The organism is Paraburkholderia graminis (assembly GCF_003330785.1).
Taxonomy (GTDB): domain Bacteria; phylum Pseudomonadota; class Gammaproteobacteria; order Burkholderiales; family Burkholderiaceae; genus Paraburkholderia; species Paraburkholderia graminis.
The window spans coordinates 444,397-460,254 of sequence record NZ_CP024935.1 but is presented as its reverse complement, the minus strand read 5'-3'; the positions used below and the strand labels follow the sequence as shown (position 1 = coordinate 460,254).

Annotated in this window: 14 protein-coding genes; 10 read left to right on the top strand and 4 right to left on the bottom strand. The window is 62.1% G+C overall.

Features of this window, described 5'->3' with window-relative positions; genetic code table 11:
• Positions 1-129: 129 nt before the first annotated feature.
• A complete protein-coding gene (locus tag CUJ91_RS20240; RefSeq protein WP_114156954.1) occupies positions 130-342 on the bottom strand; it encodes a hypothetical protein in 213 nt (70 codons plus the stop codon).
• 370 nt (positions 343-712) lie between these two features.
• On the opposite strand from CUJ91_RS20240, the gene CUJ91_RS20235 reads away from it, so the two are divergent.
• From CUJ91_RS20235 to CUJ91_RS20210, 6 genes are all read left to right on the top strand, one after another.
• A complete protein-coding gene (locus tag CUJ91_RS20235; RefSeq protein WP_114156953.1) occupies positions 713-2,767 on the top strand; it encodes a TonB-dependent receptor plug domain-containing protein in 2,055 nt (684 codons plus the stop codon).
• A 1-nt stretch (position 2,768) separates the two neighbouring features.
• Positions 2,769-3,299 carry a YfiR family protein gene (locus CUJ91_RS20230; protein WP_107708881.1) on the top strand — a complete coding sequence of 177 codons (531 nt, stop codon included), beginning with the start codon at positions 2,769-2,771 and terminating at the stop codon, positions 3,297-3,299.
• A complete protein-coding gene (locus CUJ91_RS20225; RefSeq protein ID WP_053859481.1) occupies positions 3,296-5,239 on the top strand; it encodes a putative bifunctional diguanylate cyclase/phosphodiesterase in 1,944 nt (647 codons plus the stop codon). Before CUJ91_RS20230 ends, CUJ91_RS20225 begins: the two co-directional genes overlap by 4 nt.
• Before the next feature lie 83 nt (positions 5,240-5,322).
• Positions 5,323-5,775, top strand: coding sequence for a MarR family winged helix-turn-helix transcriptional regulator (locus CUJ91_RS20220; protein ID WP_006049326.1), 453 nt, complete (start codon positions 5,323-5,325; stop codon positions 5,773-5,775).
• Positions 5,776-5,805: 30 nt separating this feature from the next.
• Positions 5,806-6,369 carry an isochorismatase family protein gene (locus CUJ91_RS20215; protein WP_006049325.1) on the top strand — a complete coding sequence of 188 codons (564 nt, stop codon included), beginning with the start codon at positions 5,806-5,808 and terminating at the stop codon, positions 6,367-6,369.
• 64 nt (positions 6,370-6,433) lie between these two features.
• Positions 6,434-7,774, top strand: a complete 1,341-nt coding sequence (locus CUJ91_RS20210; RefSeq protein ID WP_029966291.1) for an MFS transporter — start codon at positions 6,434-6,436, stop codon at positions 7,772-7,774.
• A gap of 136 nt (positions 7,775-7,910) precedes the next feature.
• Here the strand turns inward: CUJ91_RS20210 and CUJ91_RS20205 are convergent, their stop codons facing one another.
• Positions 7,911-9,434: a CoA-acylating methylmalonate-semialdehyde dehydrogenase gene (locus CUJ91_RS20205; RefSeq protein ID WP_114156952.1), complete on the bottom strand. Its 1,524-nt coding sequence runs from the start codon at positions 9,432-9,434 to the stop codon at positions 7,911-7,913.
• A gap of 322 nt (positions 9,435-9,756) precedes the next feature.
• Here CUJ91_RS20205 and CUJ91_RS20200 point away from each other — a divergent pair, with 322 nt between their 5' ends.
• Positions 9,757-11,166, top strand: coding sequence for an MFS transporter (locus CUJ91_RS20200; protein ID WP_006049322.1), 1,410 nt, complete (start codon positions 9,757-9,759; stop codon positions 11,164-11,166).
• A 27-nt stretch (positions 11,167-11,193) separates the two neighbouring features.
• Here CUJ91_RS20200 and CUJ91_RS20195 read toward each other — a convergent pair whose 3' ends face one another.
• Positions 11,194-12,219, bottom strand: a complete 1,026-nt coding sequence (locus CUJ91_RS20195; protein WP_114156951.1) for a hypothetical protein — start codon at positions 12,217-12,219, stop codon at positions 11,194-11,196.
• A complete protein-coding gene (gene hpaR, locus CUJ91_RS20190; RefSeq protein WP_006049320.1) occupies positions 12,216-12,623 on the bottom strand; it encodes a homoprotocatechuate degradation operon regulator HpaR in 408 nt (135 codons plus the stop codon). The genes CUJ91_RS20195 and hpaR overlap by 4 nt, the downstream gene beginning before the upstream one ends.
• A gap of 192 nt (positions 12,624-12,815) precedes the next feature.
• Here hpaR and CUJ91_RS20185 point away from each other — a divergent pair, with 192 nt between their 5' ends.
• Genes CUJ91_RS20185 through hpaE form a run of 3 tightly spaced genes read left to right on the top strand, consistent with a single transcriptional unit; the run spans position 12,816 to position 15,842 of the window.
• Positions 12,816-13,601 (top strand): fumarylacetoacetate hydrolase family protein, encoded by a 786-nt coding sequence (locus CUJ91_RS20185; RefSeq protein WP_114156950.1) that lies wholly within the window; start codon positions 12,816-12,818, stop codon positions 13,599-13,601.
• Complete coding sequence (locus CUJ91_RS20180; protein ID WP_114156949.1) at positions 13,598-14,356, top strand: fumarylacetoacetate hydrolase family protein; 759 nt, start codon at positions 13,598-13,600, stop codon at positions 14,354-14,356. Before CUJ91_RS20185 ends, CUJ91_RS20180 begins: the two co-directional genes overlap by 4 nt.
• A gap of 28 nt (positions 14,357-14,384) precedes the next feature.
• A complete protein-coding gene (hpaE, locus tag CUJ91_RS20175; protein ID WP_053859487.1) occupies positions 14,385-15,842 on the top strand; it encodes a 5-carboxymethyl-2-hydroxymuconate semialdehyde dehydrogenase in 1,458 nt (485 codons plus the stop codon).
• The last annotated feature ends 16 nt before the right edge of the window (positions 15,843-15,858 follow it).

Sequence of the window (15,858 nt, the reverse complement as noted above, 5' to 3'; positions counted from 1 at the left end):
CAAAAGCCTCACGAACTCGCGGCTACATTGACGTATGCACTCGCGCAACCAGGGCAGTTCACGAGGCGCGACTATGCATGCGAGCCGCGCGGGTTGAAACCGCGCGTGAATAAACCGCTAACGACAGGGTTAACCCGGCGGCAATGCGCCGTTGAGTATGCGCTGCAAGGTGTCGATCTTGCGAAGATGCACGCCCCATAGCTGGCCGGCGTCCTTGATACGGCGCAGCCGATCGTGCCAGTAGCTCACAGGGAACGCCGAGTTCTCGCGCGCACTCGCATGCGAGCGCAGCAGAACGTGTTCGATATGGGCGAGATCGCGTTCGATCATCGCCTGTCGCATGGAGCCGAGCGCTCCGTTGGAGAAGGTCTGTCGCATGGAAGTAGCAGGCGGCGGTAAAAGCACCCAACTAGCAAAGCCCGTGCCGCGGGACGGCGATTAGCCGGTCCAATCCCGCCGAAATCCATGCGGGGCGCGCTATTCCTCTTTAGCAAGCAGGCGCCGCGACATCGCTTTCTCGCGTCAACGAGTCGTAGAAAAACGCCTTCGTCCATGCCCTTTTTACAATCGACGCCTGCGCGAAAGAACACCGCGCGCGCCGCAATGCGCCCCGTCGCAAGCCGCCTTCTGATTCAAGCTTCCCCGCCGCGAGCCGATAACAAAAAGGTGACGATCCATTTTGAGGAGCGTTCTCCAGATCAATTCGGCTGTCATGGCTCCCATTACGCGCGCTTCCTATTCCGCTTGCTATTGCCTCACGCACCGCCTGGTCGTTTATTCGGTCGCCGGGCTGGCGACGCTTTGTTCGCCGGCCGCTTTCGCCGACAACGAGCCCGCCGCGAGCGGAACGTCGGTGTCGGACACGGCCGACCTGGCCGCGATGCCACTGGAGGCGCTGATGCAGGTCACGGTCAACACCGCGTCGCGTTTCGATCAGTCCGTCACCGACGCGCCGGCTGCGGTCGTCGTGCTCACCGCCGAGGACATCCGTGAGTTCGGCTGGCGCACGCTCGCCGATGCGCTCGCGTCGCTGCCAGGTCTCTATGTGACGAACGATCGCTCGTACCAATACCTCGGTGCGCGCGGCTTCCAGCGCCCCGGCGATTACAACAGCCGGTTCCTGCTGCTGATCGACGGCATTCGCACGAACGACGGCGTGTACGGTCAGGCGCCGATCGGCTCGGACTTTCCGCTCGACATGGATCTCGTCAAGCGCATCGAGTACGTGCCGGGTCCAGGTTCGTCGATGTACGGCGCGAACGCGCTGTTCGGCGTCATCAACGTCATCACGAAGAGCGGCAGCGATCTGGCCGGCGCGGAAGCCGCGGTCGCGGCGGGCAGCTTCGGCGAAAAGAAGGCGCGTGCATCATACGGCTGGCATGGCGCGCATGGGGCCGACATTCTGCTGTCAGCAACAGCGTATGGACGAAACGGAGAGGACTTGTATTACCCGGAATTCGACACGCCCGATCAGAACCACGGCGTTGCGCACCGGCTCGACTACGACCGCGCACAGGACTTTCTCGCGCGCGCCGCTTATGGCGATTTCCGGTTCAGCTTCATCTACGGAAATCGCACCAAGGGTATTCCCGACGCGCCATACGGCGCCGTGTTCAACGCGCCGTTCAGCGTGTCGGATACGCATAGCTATGCGGATCTCACGTATCAGCATGCGTTGTCCGATGGCGTGATGCTGGCATCGCAGCTTTACTGGGGCCGCTACGATTACCGGATGCCGGCGATCGACGGTCCCGCGCCGTACGTGGTGAACATCGATGGAAGCCATGCGTTGTGGTACGGCGCCGACGTGCACGCGACCATCTCGTCGCTTGCGAAACATCGCATCGTGGTCGGCGCCGACTTCGCGAGAGACGCGCGCCTTAACCAGTACAACTACAACGTCGACCCGTACTCGCAAATGCTCGACGACCATCACAGCGGCAATCGCGCCGGCGTCTATGTCGAAGACGAAATCACGCTGCCCTGGAACTTCACGCTGAACGCGGGCTTGCGTTACGACCAGCAGACGTCCGCGGGCGGCAACCTGAGCCCGCGTATCGGACTCATCTACAAGCTGACTCCACGCGATACGTTCAAGCTGCTATACGGTCAGGCCTATCGCGCGCCGAACGCGTATGAAATGTACTACGCGATAAGCGGCCCGGATGGCCAGTTGGGAAACCGGTCATTGAAGGCGGAGCACATCGCGACCACCGAACTCGTCTATGAAAGAGCGCTGTTTACGACGGCGCGCGCAACGCTTTCGCTATTCCAGTACGACGCGCGCGATCTGATCAGCCAGACGCTCGATGAATCATCCGGGCTCTTCATTTTTCGCAACGTAAGCCGCGCGAGCGCGCGCGGCGCCGAACTCGCCTATGAACAGCGCGTCGCGGGCGCGCGCGTGCGCGCGAGCTATTCCTACCAGATAGCTCACGACTCGAACACCGGCGCTTCGCTGCAAAACTCGCCGCGCCATCTCGGCAAGCTCAATCTCGCCGTGCCGTTCTTCGCCAATGCGTTGATGACCGGACTCGAGGTGCAATGCACGTCGTCCCGTCTCGCCGCGGCCGGCGACGCCGGCGGCTTCTGCCTTGCGAACCTGACGCTCAGTTCGCGCCGCCTGGTTCGCGGGGCCGATCTGTCGTTCTCCATTTATAACCTCACCGATAAACGATACGCCGACCCAGTGGGCCCCGGCTTTACACAGGAGACAGTTGCGCAGCAAGGCCGGACTTTCCTCTTCAAGGCCGTCTACGGGTTCTGACATGGATCGCGTTCGCATCCAGATCATTGCGGCGTCCCTGATATTTGCGTCGCCGGTCATCGTGCAGACCTCCGTCGACGCGCAAGTGGACTTGCCGGCGCTCGAGGCCGCCTACATCTTCAACTTCGCGCAGTTTACGGACTGGCCCGCGGGCCGTCCCGCCGACAACGTACTGTCGATCTGCGTGGACCCGGAGAGCCCGCTCGGCCAGGCGCTCGCGCGACTCGACGGCAAGCACGGCGGCAAACAGGCGTGGCGGGTTCGTCCGTTGCCGCGCGGGGAGAAGGTTGGCGATTGCCAGCTCGCGGTACTGACGGCGAGCACGGCATTGAGCGCGGCAGTCAAGGCGCTGCTCGCTTCGGACGCACCCGTGGTGATCGTCAGCGAAGCGGACACGGCCGACCAGGGATGGGTGATCCGCCTCGTGCGCGAAGGCGATCACCTGAAGTTCGACATCAACGTTACCGAGGCTTCACGCCGGCGCATCACGCTCAGTTCGAAACTCATGCGGCTTGCAAGGACAGTGCTATGAAAAGTTTCCCGGTCTTGCGCCGGTTTGCATGGCCTCGCGAACACGTCAACCTCGTCGGCGTGATGATTGCGCTGCTGATTTCCAGCGTCGTGCTGCTGGTCTATCAGGCGCTTTCGCTGCGCACGTCGTTGACCAACGACGTCAGCATGCAGGCGTCCGTGCTCGCGGAAAATCTGACTGCATCCGCGATGTTCGGCGACCGCGACGCCACCGCCGAAGTGCTCGGCTCGCTGCGCAAGGTGCCGCATGTGGAAAGCGCGACCGTCTATACGCCCGACGGCGAACTGTTCGTGCGCTATACGCGCCCCGGCCTGAGCCGCAGCGAATCGGAAGAAGGCACGCTCGCCAATGTCGGCAGTTCGCCGCGTCTTTCGCTGGAAGATATTTTCGTCGCGGCGCCGATTATTCATAACGGTCAACTGCTCGGCAGCATCGTGATCGTCGCGACCACCGAAGCGATAAAAATGCAGCTTGCGCAATACGGCTGCTTTCTCGTCGGCGCTTCGCTGTGTTCGGTGTGGATCGCCTCGCTCGTGATGCGGCGCATGCGCGAGCGCGTGTCGCGCGCGGAAAAGGACCTGGAATATCTTGCATCGACGGACCCGCTCACGGACCTGCCCAACCGCCGCGCGTTCTACGACGAACTGAAAGCGCGCCTGCATAAAGCGCACGCGGCCGACAAACGCGTCGCGCTGATGATGGTCGATCTCGACAACTTCAAGATCGTCAACGACACGCTGGGTCATGGCGCCGGCGACGAACTGCTCAAGCAGGTCGCCGACGCGTTGCGCAATGTCGTGCGGCCTAACGATCTCGTGAGCCGCATTGGCGGCGACGAATTCGCCGTGGTCATCGGACCGGACGCGAGCCGCGTTCGCGCACGCGCGACCGCGGGCCGCATCGCGCGCAACCTGTCGCGTCCGTTCATACTGCACGGCAGCGACTCGGTGGTGACGGCAAGCGTGGGCTTCAGCGTCTATCCCGAGGACACCGGCGAAATGGCGGAACTGGTGAGCAATGCCGACATCGCGCTTTATTCCGCGAAAAGCAGGGGCAAGAGCATTGCCGTCGAGTTTCAGAGCGAGATGACAGCGGAGGCGCAGCGGCGCGCGCGCATCGAGGCGGAACTGCGCAAGGCCGTCGATCAGGACGGCTTGCAGATCGTCTATCAGCCGCAGTTCGACTGCCTGTCGGGACGGCTGCTCGGTGCGGAAGCGCTGGTGCGTTGGACCCATCCTTCGGAAGGCCCTATTTCTCCGGCTGAATTCGTGCCGATCGCGGAGAACAGCGATCTGATCGTGTCGCTCGGCCGCTGGGTGTTGTGGCGCGCATGCCGCGACGCGGCGAACTGGAACGCCGGCCGCAATGCGGGCGTGCATGTGGCCGTGAACATTTCGGCGCGGCAATTGCGGGCCGAAGGCTTCACCAACGAAGTGTGCAACGCGCTCGAAAAAAGCGGCCTGCCCGCTTCGCTGCTCGAACTTGAACTCACCGAAAGTCAATTGATGTCCAATATGTCGGTGGGCATTCAGGCGATGCAGGAACTGCGCGCGGCCGGTGTGCGCCTCTCGCTCGACGATTTCGGCACCGGTTACTCGTCGCTGTCGTATCTGCAATCTTTTCCGGTGCACAGCATCAAGATCGACCGCAGCTTTATCTGCCCGTTGCCGAATGGCGGTCAGCCTATCGTCACCGCAATCATTTCGATGGCGCATAGTTTCGGGCTGCTGGTCGTCGCGGAAGGCGTCGAATATCCGGCGCAACTCGAATGGCTGTGCGATGCGCATTGCGATGTCGTTCAAGGCTTTTTGACCGGTCGCCCGATGTCGCTCGAACAACTGCTCGCCATCATTCGCATGGAAGAAGACAGAGGGGAACATAAGCGCGTCGGCCGCCGCTCGCCGCTGCGGCCGCGAGCGCAACGGGCGCCTACCGCCTGAAGGTCCGCTTCAAAGCCCGCTTGACCCTCGCGATATATGAAGGTAACCTGCACAGGTAACCTTCATATATTGTTCCGGCACGCATGGCCAAAAACGATCCGCCGCTCGACACCGACTCGCTTCACGTATTGGCCGAAGACCTGCGCGTGCTGACCGGCAAGCTGCGCCGCCGTCTGCGCGAAGAAGCACACCTCGGCGACTTCACGCCTTCGCAAATACAGGTACTCGGCTTGCTCGAACGCGAGGGCCCGGCAACGGTTACCGAACTCGCGCGCGCGCACGGCATGCGTCCGCAATCCATGGGCGAGACGCTTTCGGTTCTGAAAGCCGCGGGCCTCGTGAGCGGCGCGCCCGACCCGAACGACGGCCGGCAAACCGTGCTCACTCTCACGCCGGCCTTCCGCAAGAAGATCAAGGCGAGCCGCGCCGCGCGCGAAGACTGGCTTTTTCGCACGATCCAGACGCGCTTTTCAGCGGCCGAGCAAAAGCAGCTTGCCACCGGCGTCGAATTGCTCAAACGCCTGATCGACTCGTAATCCGTCAACCTCACCGCAAGAGGAATACGTATGGCACTGACTACACTCGATGCAAAAACCGCGCTCGTCGTGATCGATTTGCAGCAAGGCATCGTGGCGATGCCCACGGCTCATCCCGCCGCGCAAGTCGTCACGCACGCGGCCGCTTTGGCCGAAGCATTTCGCCGTCACGGCCTGCCCGTCGTGCTCGTCAACGTGGCGGGCGGCGCACCTGGACGCGCGGAGCAGGCACGCCCCACCGGCAACTTTCCGCCGGAATTCACCGACCTCATGCCCGAACTGAACCCGCAAGCGTCGGATCATCTCGTCACGAAACGGACGTGGGGGGCGTTTACGAATACAGACCTCGAAGCGTATCTGCGCGAGCAAGGTGTGACGCAGATCGTGCTGGCGGGCATCTCCACCAGCATCGGCATCGAATCCACCGCGCGGTTCGCACACGAGCTCGGCTTCAACATCGCCTTTGCCGTCGACGCGATGACCGACCTGCATCTCGACGCCCACACGAATAGCCTGACGCGAATCTTCCCGCGGCTCGGCGAAACCGGCACGACGCAGCAGGTACTCGCCATGCTGGAACAAACGCGCGCATGAGCATGAGCTTGATCATGCGCCGCAAGCCCAACCTCAGTCACGCGCCTGCGCGCAAGGAGCCGTAGTGAGCAGCACATTCCGTTCGCTGCGCAACTTCAATTACCGGATGTGGGCGAGCGGCGCGATCGTGTCGAACGTCGGCACATGGATGCAGCGCACGGCGCAGGACTGGCTCGTGCTCACGGAACTCACGCAGCACAATGCGACGTCCGTGGGTATCGTGATGTCGCTGCAGTTCGGGCCGCAAATGCTGCTGTTGCCGCTCACCGGCTACGCGGCGGATCACTTCGACCGCCGCAAGCTGCTGTTCTTCACGCAGGCAGCGATGGGCAGTCTCGCGCTCGGCCTCGGCCTGCTGACCATCACGGGCCTCGTGCAACTGTGGCAGGTCTACGTCTTCGCGGGACTGCTCGGCTGCGTGACCGCGTTCGATTCGCCCGCGCGTCAAACCTTCGTGTCGGATCTTGTCGGCGAAAGCGATCTGTCGAATGCGGTCGCGCTCAATTCGACCTCGTTCAATGCGGCGCGAATGATCGGGCCGGCAGTGGCCGGCTTGCTGATTGCATCGGTCGGAACGGGTTGGGTGTTTCTGATCAACTCGCTCTCTTTCATTGCCGTGCTCGGCGCATTGCGCATGCTGCGCGTACGCGAGCTGCATGCGAAGCCGCTCGCGGTTCGCTCGCGCGGCAGCTTCGTGGAAGGCTTTAAATATGTATGGAAGCGTCCCGATCTGAAGGCCGCGCTTTTAATGCAGTTCCTGATCGGCACGTTCGGACTCAACTTCCCGATCTTCATTTCAACGATGTCGGTCAGCGCATTTCATGCAGGCGCCGGCGAATACGGCGTGCTCAGTTCGACGATGGCGGTGGGTTCCGTCACCGGCGCGCTGCTGGCCGCGCGCCGCGCGCAACCGCGCATGGCGTTGCTGCTGGGCGCGGCGGCGATCTTCGGCGTGGGCTGCACGGTCGCTTCGTTGATGCCTAACTATGTGCTCTTCGGCATTGCGCTCGCGTTCATCGGCGTGTCGACGCAAACCTTCAATACGTCCACCAACAGCCTCGTGCAACTCTCCACGGAACCTGCGATGCGCGGCCGCGTGATCGCGATTCTGCTCGCTATCGCGCTGGGCGGCACGCCGCTTGGCGCGCCCGTCGTCGGCTGGGTCGCGGATCGTTTCGGCCCGCGCTGGGCGCTCGGCGTGGGCGCGGCGTCGGGCTTCGCGGCCGCGCTGGTGGGCCTCATGTATCTCTTCCGATACCGCAGTCTGCGCGTGTTTTTCGACGCGGGGCGCCTTCGCTACAGCATCGACGAGCCGCGCCAGGCGCCGCCTTATGTGAGTCCCGCCATCGCCGTGCAAAATGCGGTGCTCGATGAGGCGGAAGAAGAGTCGTCGTCGGGTGTGTGAAGTGTGAAGTGTGAAGTGTGAAGTGTGAAATGTGAAAAGGCCATGAAAAAAGCCGCGGCTCGAGTTTGAGCCGCGGCTTTGTTATTAGGCTTGTTGCGCTTGTTTCGCTTGTTGCGCTTGTCGCTTCTACCGCAAATTACTTCGCAACAGGCATCGTGAATTCCGCGCCCTTCGCGATGCTGTCGGGCCAGCGCTGCATGATGCTCTTGTAGCGCGTATAGAAGCGCACGCCCTCTTCGCCGTACGCATGGTGATCGCCGAACAGCGACCGCTTCCAGCCGCCAAACGAATGCCATGCCATCGGCACCGGAATGGGCACATTGATGCCGACCATGCCGACCTGAATCTGCCGGCCGAACGCGCGCGCGACGCCGCCGTCGGACGTGAAGAGCGATACGCCGTTGCCGAATTCGTGTGCGTTGATCAGTTCGACCGCACTCGCGAAATCGGGCACACGCACCACCGCCAGCACCGGGCCGAAGATCTCTTCCTTGTAGATCTTCATTTGCGTGCCGACGTTGTCGAACAACGTTCCGCCGATGAAGAAGCCCTCTTCTTTCGCGACCGCATGCGTGCGGCCATCGACGATCAGCGTAGCGCCCTCTTCCACGCCGGATGCGATATAGCCGGCCACTTTCGCCTTGTGCTCGGCGGTCACGAGCGGGCCCATTTCGGCGTCGAGGTTCTCACCGTTCTTGATGACGAGCGACTTCACGCGCGGCACGAGCTTTTCGATCAGCCTGTCGGCGACATTGCCCACGGCCACCGCCACTGAAATCGCCATGCAGCGCTCGCCGGCCGAGCCATAGGCCGCGCCGATGAGCGCATCCACGGCCTGATCGAGATCGGCGTCGGGCATCACGACGAGGTGATTCTTCGCGCCGCCGAGAGCCTGCACGCGCTTGCCGCGCTTCGATGCTTCGCCGTGAATGTATTCCGCGATCGGCGTCGAGCCCACAAAAGACAGCGCCGCCACATCGGGATGCTCGATCAATGCGTCGACGGCCACCTTGTCGCCGTTCACCACATTGAATACGCCATCGGGCAAGCCGGCTTCCTTCAACAACTCGGCAATGCGCAACGACGCCGACGGATCGCGCTCGGACGGCTTCAGCACGAATGTGTTGCCGCAAGCGAGCGCGACCGGGAACATCCACATCGGCACCATCACAGGAAAATTGAACGGCGTGATGCCGGCCACGACGCCGAGCGGCTGACGCAAATTCCAGTTGTCGATGCCGCCGCCGATCTGATCGGTGAAATCGGTCTTCAACAGGTTCGGAATGCCGCACGCGAATTCGACGACTTCGATGCCGCGCACCACTTCGCCTTGCGCGTCCGTGAACACCTTGCCGTGCTCGCGCGTGATGAGCATCGCGAGTTCGTCGTGATGTCTGTTGAGCAGTTCCTTGAACTTGAACAGAATGCGTGCGCGCTTGAGCGGCGCGGTTTCGCTCCATGCCGCAAACGCCGCCTTGGCCGATTTAACCGCGGCATCCACTTCCTCGACCGATGCAAGCGCGACCGAGCCCGTCACCTTGCCGGTCGCGGGATTGAATACGTTCTTGAAACGGCCGCTGCCGGGCGCAACCAGCGCGCCGCCGATGTAATGACCGATCTGCTGCACTGACAGCCGGTCTTGCTCGTTTACTGCGTTCATGTCGTACCTCACGTTCGGGAATGGGCCGCGGTGTGTGAACCGGGCAGGCAGGCGGATTCGAGACCCGCCAACTGTATCGACGTGAAGCGGGTAATTCCCTATACAGCAAAACAGAACCGCGCCTCACTGTATTGTTTTTTGCGCCGCAACTGTATTGGATAGACGGGACTATGCAGGGGATGTGCGGACGTGTGACGCGTTGCAGCATCCCGCTACATACGCGCTGCATCGCCGTGTAAGTCCTGGCTTGCATAGTTCGTGAGCCGGACGCCAAATCACAAAACCGCACGACAGGTCACGCATTTCGGTGAGGAGGCGCGACATGGCAACGAACGCATCGGCGAGTGGCCGCAAGCATCGCGGACAGGCTGGCAAGGCAACGGCCAGTGGCTGGATCGGCTCGGCACTCGAGTACTACGATTTCTTCATCTACGCGCAGGCAGCGGCGCTCATCTTCCCGCAGTTGTTCTTTCCATCCGGTAATCCAAAGATCGCGATCGTCGCGTCGCTCGCGACGTATGGCGTCGGTTACGTCGCGCGGCCAATCGGCGCATTCGTACTCGGCCATTGGGGCGACACGCACGGCCGCAAGAACGTGCTGCTGCTCTGCATGTTCCTGATGGGCTTTTCGACGATGGCAGTCGGCCTGCTGCCTACTTATCATCATGTCGGGCTGCTCGCGCCGACGCTGCTCGTCGTGCTTCGTTTGATTCAAGGCTTCGCGGTGGCCGGAGAAATCTCGGGCGCGAGTTCAATGATTCTCGAACATGCGCCATTCGGACGACGCGGCTATTACGCGAGCTTCACGCTGCAAGGCGTGCAGGCCGGACAGATTCTTGCGGCCGCCGTGTTCCTGCCGCTCGCCTATTACATGGAAGAAAGCTCGTTCAATTCGTGGGGCTGGCGCATTCCGTTTCTGCTTAGCGCACTCGTGCTGGTGGCCGGCTACATCATCCGTCGCGAGGTCGAAGAAACACCCGCATTCGCGAAAGAGGACGCGAGCGGTGGCGTGCCGAAGTCGCCGATTGCGGAAGCGTTCCGCTATAACTGGCAGGACATGCTGCGCGTGGTCGGCTGCTCGCTGATGAATGTGATTCCCGTAGTCGCGACGATCTTCGGCGCGGCGTATGCGGTGCAGGCCGCGTACGGCATTGGCTTTTCGAAAAGCGTGTACCTGTGGATACCCGTGATCGGCAACATTGTCGCCGTGCTCGTGATTCCATTTGTGGGCAATCTGTCGGACCGGATCGGCCGGCGTCTGCCGATCATCGTCGGCGCGCTCGGCGCGGGGCTGCTCTCGTTCGGCTACCTGTACGCGATCAGCATTCATAACGTCGCGCTCGCGATGGTGATGTCGATCCTCATGTGGGGCGTGGTCTACCAGGGCTATAACGCGACTTTCCCGAGCTTCTATCCCGAGCTTTTTCCGACGCGCTCGCGCGTCTCCGCGATGGCGATCGGACAGAACATCGGCACCACGATTACCGCATTGCTGCCCGCGTTGTTCGCTTATGTCGCGCCGCCGGGATCGCACAACGTTCCGGTCACGATCGGCGCGATCACCTTCGGCATAACGATCATCGCGGCAGTGACCGCGTGGAGCGCGCGCGAGAACTACCGCGTCAGATTGAGCGATCTCGGCCAACCCGGCGCAGTGCCGCTCGACAAGACGAGCTATGACCAGTTAAGAGCCGAAACGTTGGCCGAGTCGAAAAAGGCGGTTGCTTCATAGTGCTCCCGCAGCATCGCGTATTGCGGCTCAGCGCCACTGCGCAGTGAGTTCGTTCGCGAGGACCATCTTCTCGCGAACGCGTTCGATAAACGCCGCGTCGATGCCGCTTTGCGCCTTCAGGAATTTGAGCGCCGCCGAATGAACCACGCGCATCGCGCCGCCGTCTATTCCGCCGATACGCGCTGCGCTGCGGCGCGTTTCTTCCACGAGATCACGCACGCTGCTGAAGTCCGGTGACAGGCCGCTTTGCGCTTCAAAGCCGGCTTGCAAACCAGCCGCATGCTCGCGCGACTGCCCGAGAATATCCATGTCGACGAGCAGGTCGACGCCTTCTCCCATTCGGCACGCGCAAAGCACCCACAGCGCGACAAACGCGCGATACGCGTTATTGCCTTCCGCGCTGCGTGCATATTGTTCGCACGCGATTGCGTAGGCGTCGTCGGAAGCGGGCACAGCGGGCGGCAGTTTAACGTCGCACAAGTCGATGATCTGCTTGACCAACGGTTCCGCGCGATTCAATCCAAGCACGCGAAACGGCGCGGCCACAAAAAACGGATTGCGCCACTGCTGATTCAGCAGCCAGCCCGAAGCAAACTGCGACGCGGGATTGCGCAGCACGCCGACGTGCATCGCATCCGGAAACGCCTGTCTGAGCCACGGCAATCTTCCCGACGAGCGACAGAACTTGAACACCGGCACACTGCTCTGCTTTTGCGCGTACTCGCAAAGGCTGCGCAAATACGCCGCCAGCGCGGCGAATTCGGCGTCCGGAACATCGCCGAAACGGTCGATGCCGAATGTTCTCCGGTATCCGCTCACACCGCGCACGCCTTCCTGCAGGAACGGCCGGTATTCGTCGAAGTACGGCGCATCGAGCGGCGGATGTCCCGACGTCAGCGTCGGGCGGCTTGCGGACACGTCGACGAGACTCAGATCGGCGAGCACGTTGCTAAGCGGCTCGTAATATCCCGTCGCGCCGTTGAGCGCGCGAAGACGGGACCACACCCAGGTGCCGCCGCTGCGCCAGCCGGTATGCAGAAATATGGCCTTCATTCGTCTTCTTCCTCGAGACCGGCAAGCAGATCGTCGACGGCGCGATAGACCCGTTCGACGATCTCCGGTCCCACCTTGCGCTCCAACTCGCGGTATTGCGCCTCCAGTTCCTTCGAGATCACACGCACGAGTTCGACGCTCGTATCGGTGAGCGAAACCAGCACGCGCCGCTGATCTTCCGCGAAACGCTCTTTCGTTATCAGCTCCATGCTCTCCATACGCGCGAGCACGCCCGCCATGCTCGGACTCGAGATCGTGCAGATGTCGGAGATATGACGCGGCTCCATCGGGCCGTGCTCATTGAGCGCGCGAATCACGCGCCATTGCTGCTCGGTCAACCCGTGCGCCGTGATCAATGGACGAAAGCGCTCCATCATTTTTTCCCTGGCGCGCAGCAGCAGCATCGGCAGGTTGCGGTGCAAAACTCGTGTGGAAGCAGACGAAGACATAGTGGACGATGAATGAAAGCAGCCGTCGAAACTTAAGGGAAAACCCGCGATCAGCCGACTGGCTATTGACCCCGGATCATATCAAGCGCAATACTACTAACATGTTAGTGTTTATGTCGAGTCTCCATTCAGAGGCCTAGCCAGTTCATGTTTGCACTTGCCGATTATCTGTTGCACCCGGAAGGCGACGCGTTGCCTCGCGATGTCGATGCGCAAACCGCGGCGGCGCTGCTCGCGCGCGGCATGGCGTGCCGGCCGCCTGTGAGCGGCGCAGTCTACGGCACCTTGCTCAACGACCGTGCCGCGCTCGATGCGCTCGGCGATGCGATGCATGCCGCGCCGTACAAGGCGCCGCCGAAAGCGCCGGTTCTTTATCTGAAGCCGCGCAATACGCACGCGGGGCATCGGGCGAAAGTCATCGCGCCGGACGATGAGTTGGGCGTCGCGCTCGGCGTTGAGTTAGGCGCATCGCTTGGCATCGTGATCGGGCGCACTGCCACGCGCGTCAGCGCGGAGCGCGCGTTCGACTATATCGCGGGCTACACGCTCGTGGCCGATCTCAGCGTACCGCATGCGAGCGTATATCGGCCGTCGGTGCGATTCCGGGCGCGCGACGGTTTTTGCGTGATCGGACCGGCGCTCGTTGCAGCGCGGCACGTTGCGAATCCCGACGAACTCGCCATTACGGTTGCGCTCAACGGTGCGCATGTGTTCACGGCGAGCACGGCGTCGTCGGTGCGCAATGTCGCGCAATTACTCGCGGATGTCACCGACTTCATGACGCTCGCGCCAGGCGACGTCATCACGACAGGTGTGCGGCACGGCTCGCCCGTCGCGCATCGCGGCGACGAGGCGAGGCTGTCAATCGGCGCGTTGCCGCCGCTTCACGTCTCGTTTGTCGGCGCAACTCAACACGACGGAGAACAGTCATGATGCGCGGCCGCGTGGCCTATGCAGGCGCAATTCACGAAGCCTATCCGCACGCGAAAGGCGTGCAGCTTGCGGACGGACGTGTATGCGGCGAAGAGCAGGTCGTCTGGCTCGCGCCTGTCGAAGTCGGCACGCTCTTCGCACTCGGACTGAACTACGCCGAGCATGCGAAAGAATTGCAGTTCAACAAGCAGGAAGAGCCGCTGGTGTTCCTGAAGGGACCGGGTACGGTGCTCGGTCATCGCGGCTTCACTCGCCGCCCCGCCGACGTGGCCTTCATGCACTACGAGTGCGAACTCGCTGTGGTGATCGGGCAAACCGCGCGCAACGTGCAGCGCGAACATGCGATGCAGCACGTGGCCGGCTACATGATCGCCAACGACTACGCGATCCGCGACTACCTCGAAAACTATTACCGCCCGAACCTGCGCGTAAAGAATCGCGACGGCGCGACAGTGCTCGGCCCGTGGTTCGTGGACGCTGCCGATATCGACGACGTCACGCAACTGGAATTGCGCACGTTCGTCAACGGCACGCTGCAACAACGCGGCAACACGCGCGATCTCGTGACCGACATTCCCGCGCTGATCGAATACCTCAGCGGCTTCATGACGCTCGCGCCGGGCGACGTGATTCTGACCGGCACACCGGAAGGCATCGTCAATGTGAATGCCGGCGACGAAGTGGTGTGCGAGATCGACGGTCTGGGCCGCCTCGTCAACACGATTGCATCCGATGCCGATTTTGGCCGCGCGTGATCGGCGCATAAAGAAAAGGGACAACGCAATGCGAATCGAACATCTGATCGACGGCAAGACAGCCGGCGCGAAAGACTACTTTGAAACGGTCAACCCGGCGACGCAGGAAGTACTCGCCGAAGTGGCGCGCGGCGGCGAAGAAGAAGTGCATGCCGCCGTGCGAGCCGCAAAAGAAGCCTTTCCCGCATGGGCGAGCAAGCCCGCCGCCGAACGCGCGAAACTGATCCGCAAGCTCGGCGAGTTGATCGCGAAGAACGTACCGGATATTTCGGAAGCCGAAACAAACGATACAGGCCAGACGATTTCGCAAACGCGCAAGCAACTCGTGCCGCGCGCGGCGGACAACTTCAGCTATTTCGCCGAGATGTGCACGCGCGTCGACGGTCATACCTATCCGACCGACACGCATCTGAATTACACGCTGTTCCATCCAGTCGGTGTGTGCGCGCTGATTTCGCCGTGGAATGTGCCGTTCATGACAGCCACGTGGAAAGTCGCGCCGTGCCTTGCGTTCGGCAATACGGCGGTGCTCAAGATGAGCGAGTTGTCGCCGCTGACCGCGTCGATGCTCGGCAATCTCGCGCTGGAAGCCGGCATTCCGGCCGGCGTGCTGAACGTCGTGCACGGCTTCGGCAAGGAAACCGGCGAGCCGCTCGTCGCGCATCCGGACGTGCACGCAGTGTCGTTCACCGGATCGACCGCGACAGGTAACCGGATCGTGCAGACCGCGGGGCTCAAGAAGTTCTCGATGGAACTCGGCGGCAAATCGCCATTCGTTATTTTCGACGACGCCGATTTCGAACGCGCGCTCGACGCCGCTATTTTCATGATCTTCTCGAACAACGGCGAGCGCTGCACTGCGGGCTCGCGCATTCTCGTGCAGAAGTCGATTTACGCGAAATTTGCGGAGCGCTTTATCGAGCGCGCGAAGCGCCTCACGGTAGGCGATCCGCTTGCCGACAGCACGATCATTGGGCCGATGATCAGCCAGGGGCATCTGGCCAAAGTGCGCAGCTATATCGAACTCGGCCCGAAAGAAGGTGCGACGCTGGCGTGCGGCGGCCTCGATACGCCTGATTTGCCCGAGGCCATGCGCAAAGGCAACTTCGTAATGCCCACGGTTTTCGTCGATGTCGACAATCGCATGCGCATCGCGCAGGAAGAGATCTTCGGCCCGGTCGCGTGTCTGATTCCATTCGACGACGAAGCCGACGCGATCCGGCTCGCGAACGACATCTCGTACGGCCTCTCGAGCTATATCTGGACCGAGAACACCGGACGCGCGCATCGCGTCGCGGCTGCCGTCGAAGCCGGCATGTGCTTCGTCAACAGCCAGAACGTGCGCGATTTGCGGCAACCGTTCGGCGGCACCAAGGCGTCAGGTGTGGGACGCGAAGGCGGCACGTGGAGCTACGAAGTATTCCTCGAACCGAAGAACGTGTGCGTGTCGCTCGGCTCGCATCACATTCCGCGCTGGGGCGTCTGACACGCCGGACAATTTC

Coding starts and splice junctions, on each gene's coding strand:
- CUJ91_RS20230 (WP_107708881.1), top strand. CDS start 2,769: ATGGATCGCGTTCGCATCCAGATCATTGCGGCGTCCCTGATATTTGCG.
- CUJ91_RS20225 (WP_053859481.1), top strand. CDS start 3,296: ATGAAAAGTTTCCCGGTCTTGCGCCGGTTTGCATGGCCTCGCGAACAC.
- CUJ91_RS20180 (WP_114156949.1), top strand. CDS start 13,598: ATGATGCGCGGCCGCGTGGCCTATGCAGGCGCAATTCACGAAGCCTAT.
- CUJ91_RS20215 (WP_006049325.1), top strand. CDS start 5,806: ATGGCACTGACTACACTCGATGCAAAAACCGCGCTCGTCGTGATCGAT.
- CUJ91_RS20195 (WP_114156951.1), bottom strand. CDS start 12,219: ATGAAGGCCATATTTCTGCATACCGGCTGGCGCAGCGGCGGCACCTGG.
- CUJ91_RS20185 (WP_114156950.1), top strand. CDS start 12,816: ATGTTTGCACTTGCCGATTATCTGTTGCACCCGGAAGGCGACGCGTTG.
- CUJ91_RS20240 (WP_114156954.1), bottom strand. CDS start 342: ATGCGACAGGCGATGATCGAACGCGATCTCGCCCATATCGAACACGTT.
- CUJ91_RS20220 (WP_006049326.1), top strand. CDS start 5,323: ATGGCCAAAAACGATCCGCCGCTCGACACCGACTCGCTTCACGTATTG.
- hpaR (WP_006049320.1), bottom strand. CDS start 12,623: ATGCTGCTGCTGCGCGCCAGGGAAAAAATGATGGAGCGCTTTCGTCCA.
- hpaE (WP_053859487.1), top strand. CDS start 14,385: ATGCGAATCGAACATCTGATCGACGGCAAGACAGCCGGCGCGAAAGAC.
- CUJ91_RS20200 (WP_006049322.1), top strand. CDS start 9,757: ATGGCAACGAACGCATCGGCGAGTGGCCGCAAGCATCGCGGACAGGCT.
- CUJ91_RS20235 (WP_114156953.1), top strand. CDS start 713: ATGGCTCCCATTACGCGCGCTTCCTATTCCGCTTGCTATTGCCTCACG.
- CUJ91_RS20205 (WP_114156952.1), bottom strand. CDS start 9,434: ATGAACGCAGTAAACGAGCAAGACCGGCTGTCAGTGCAGCAGATCGGT.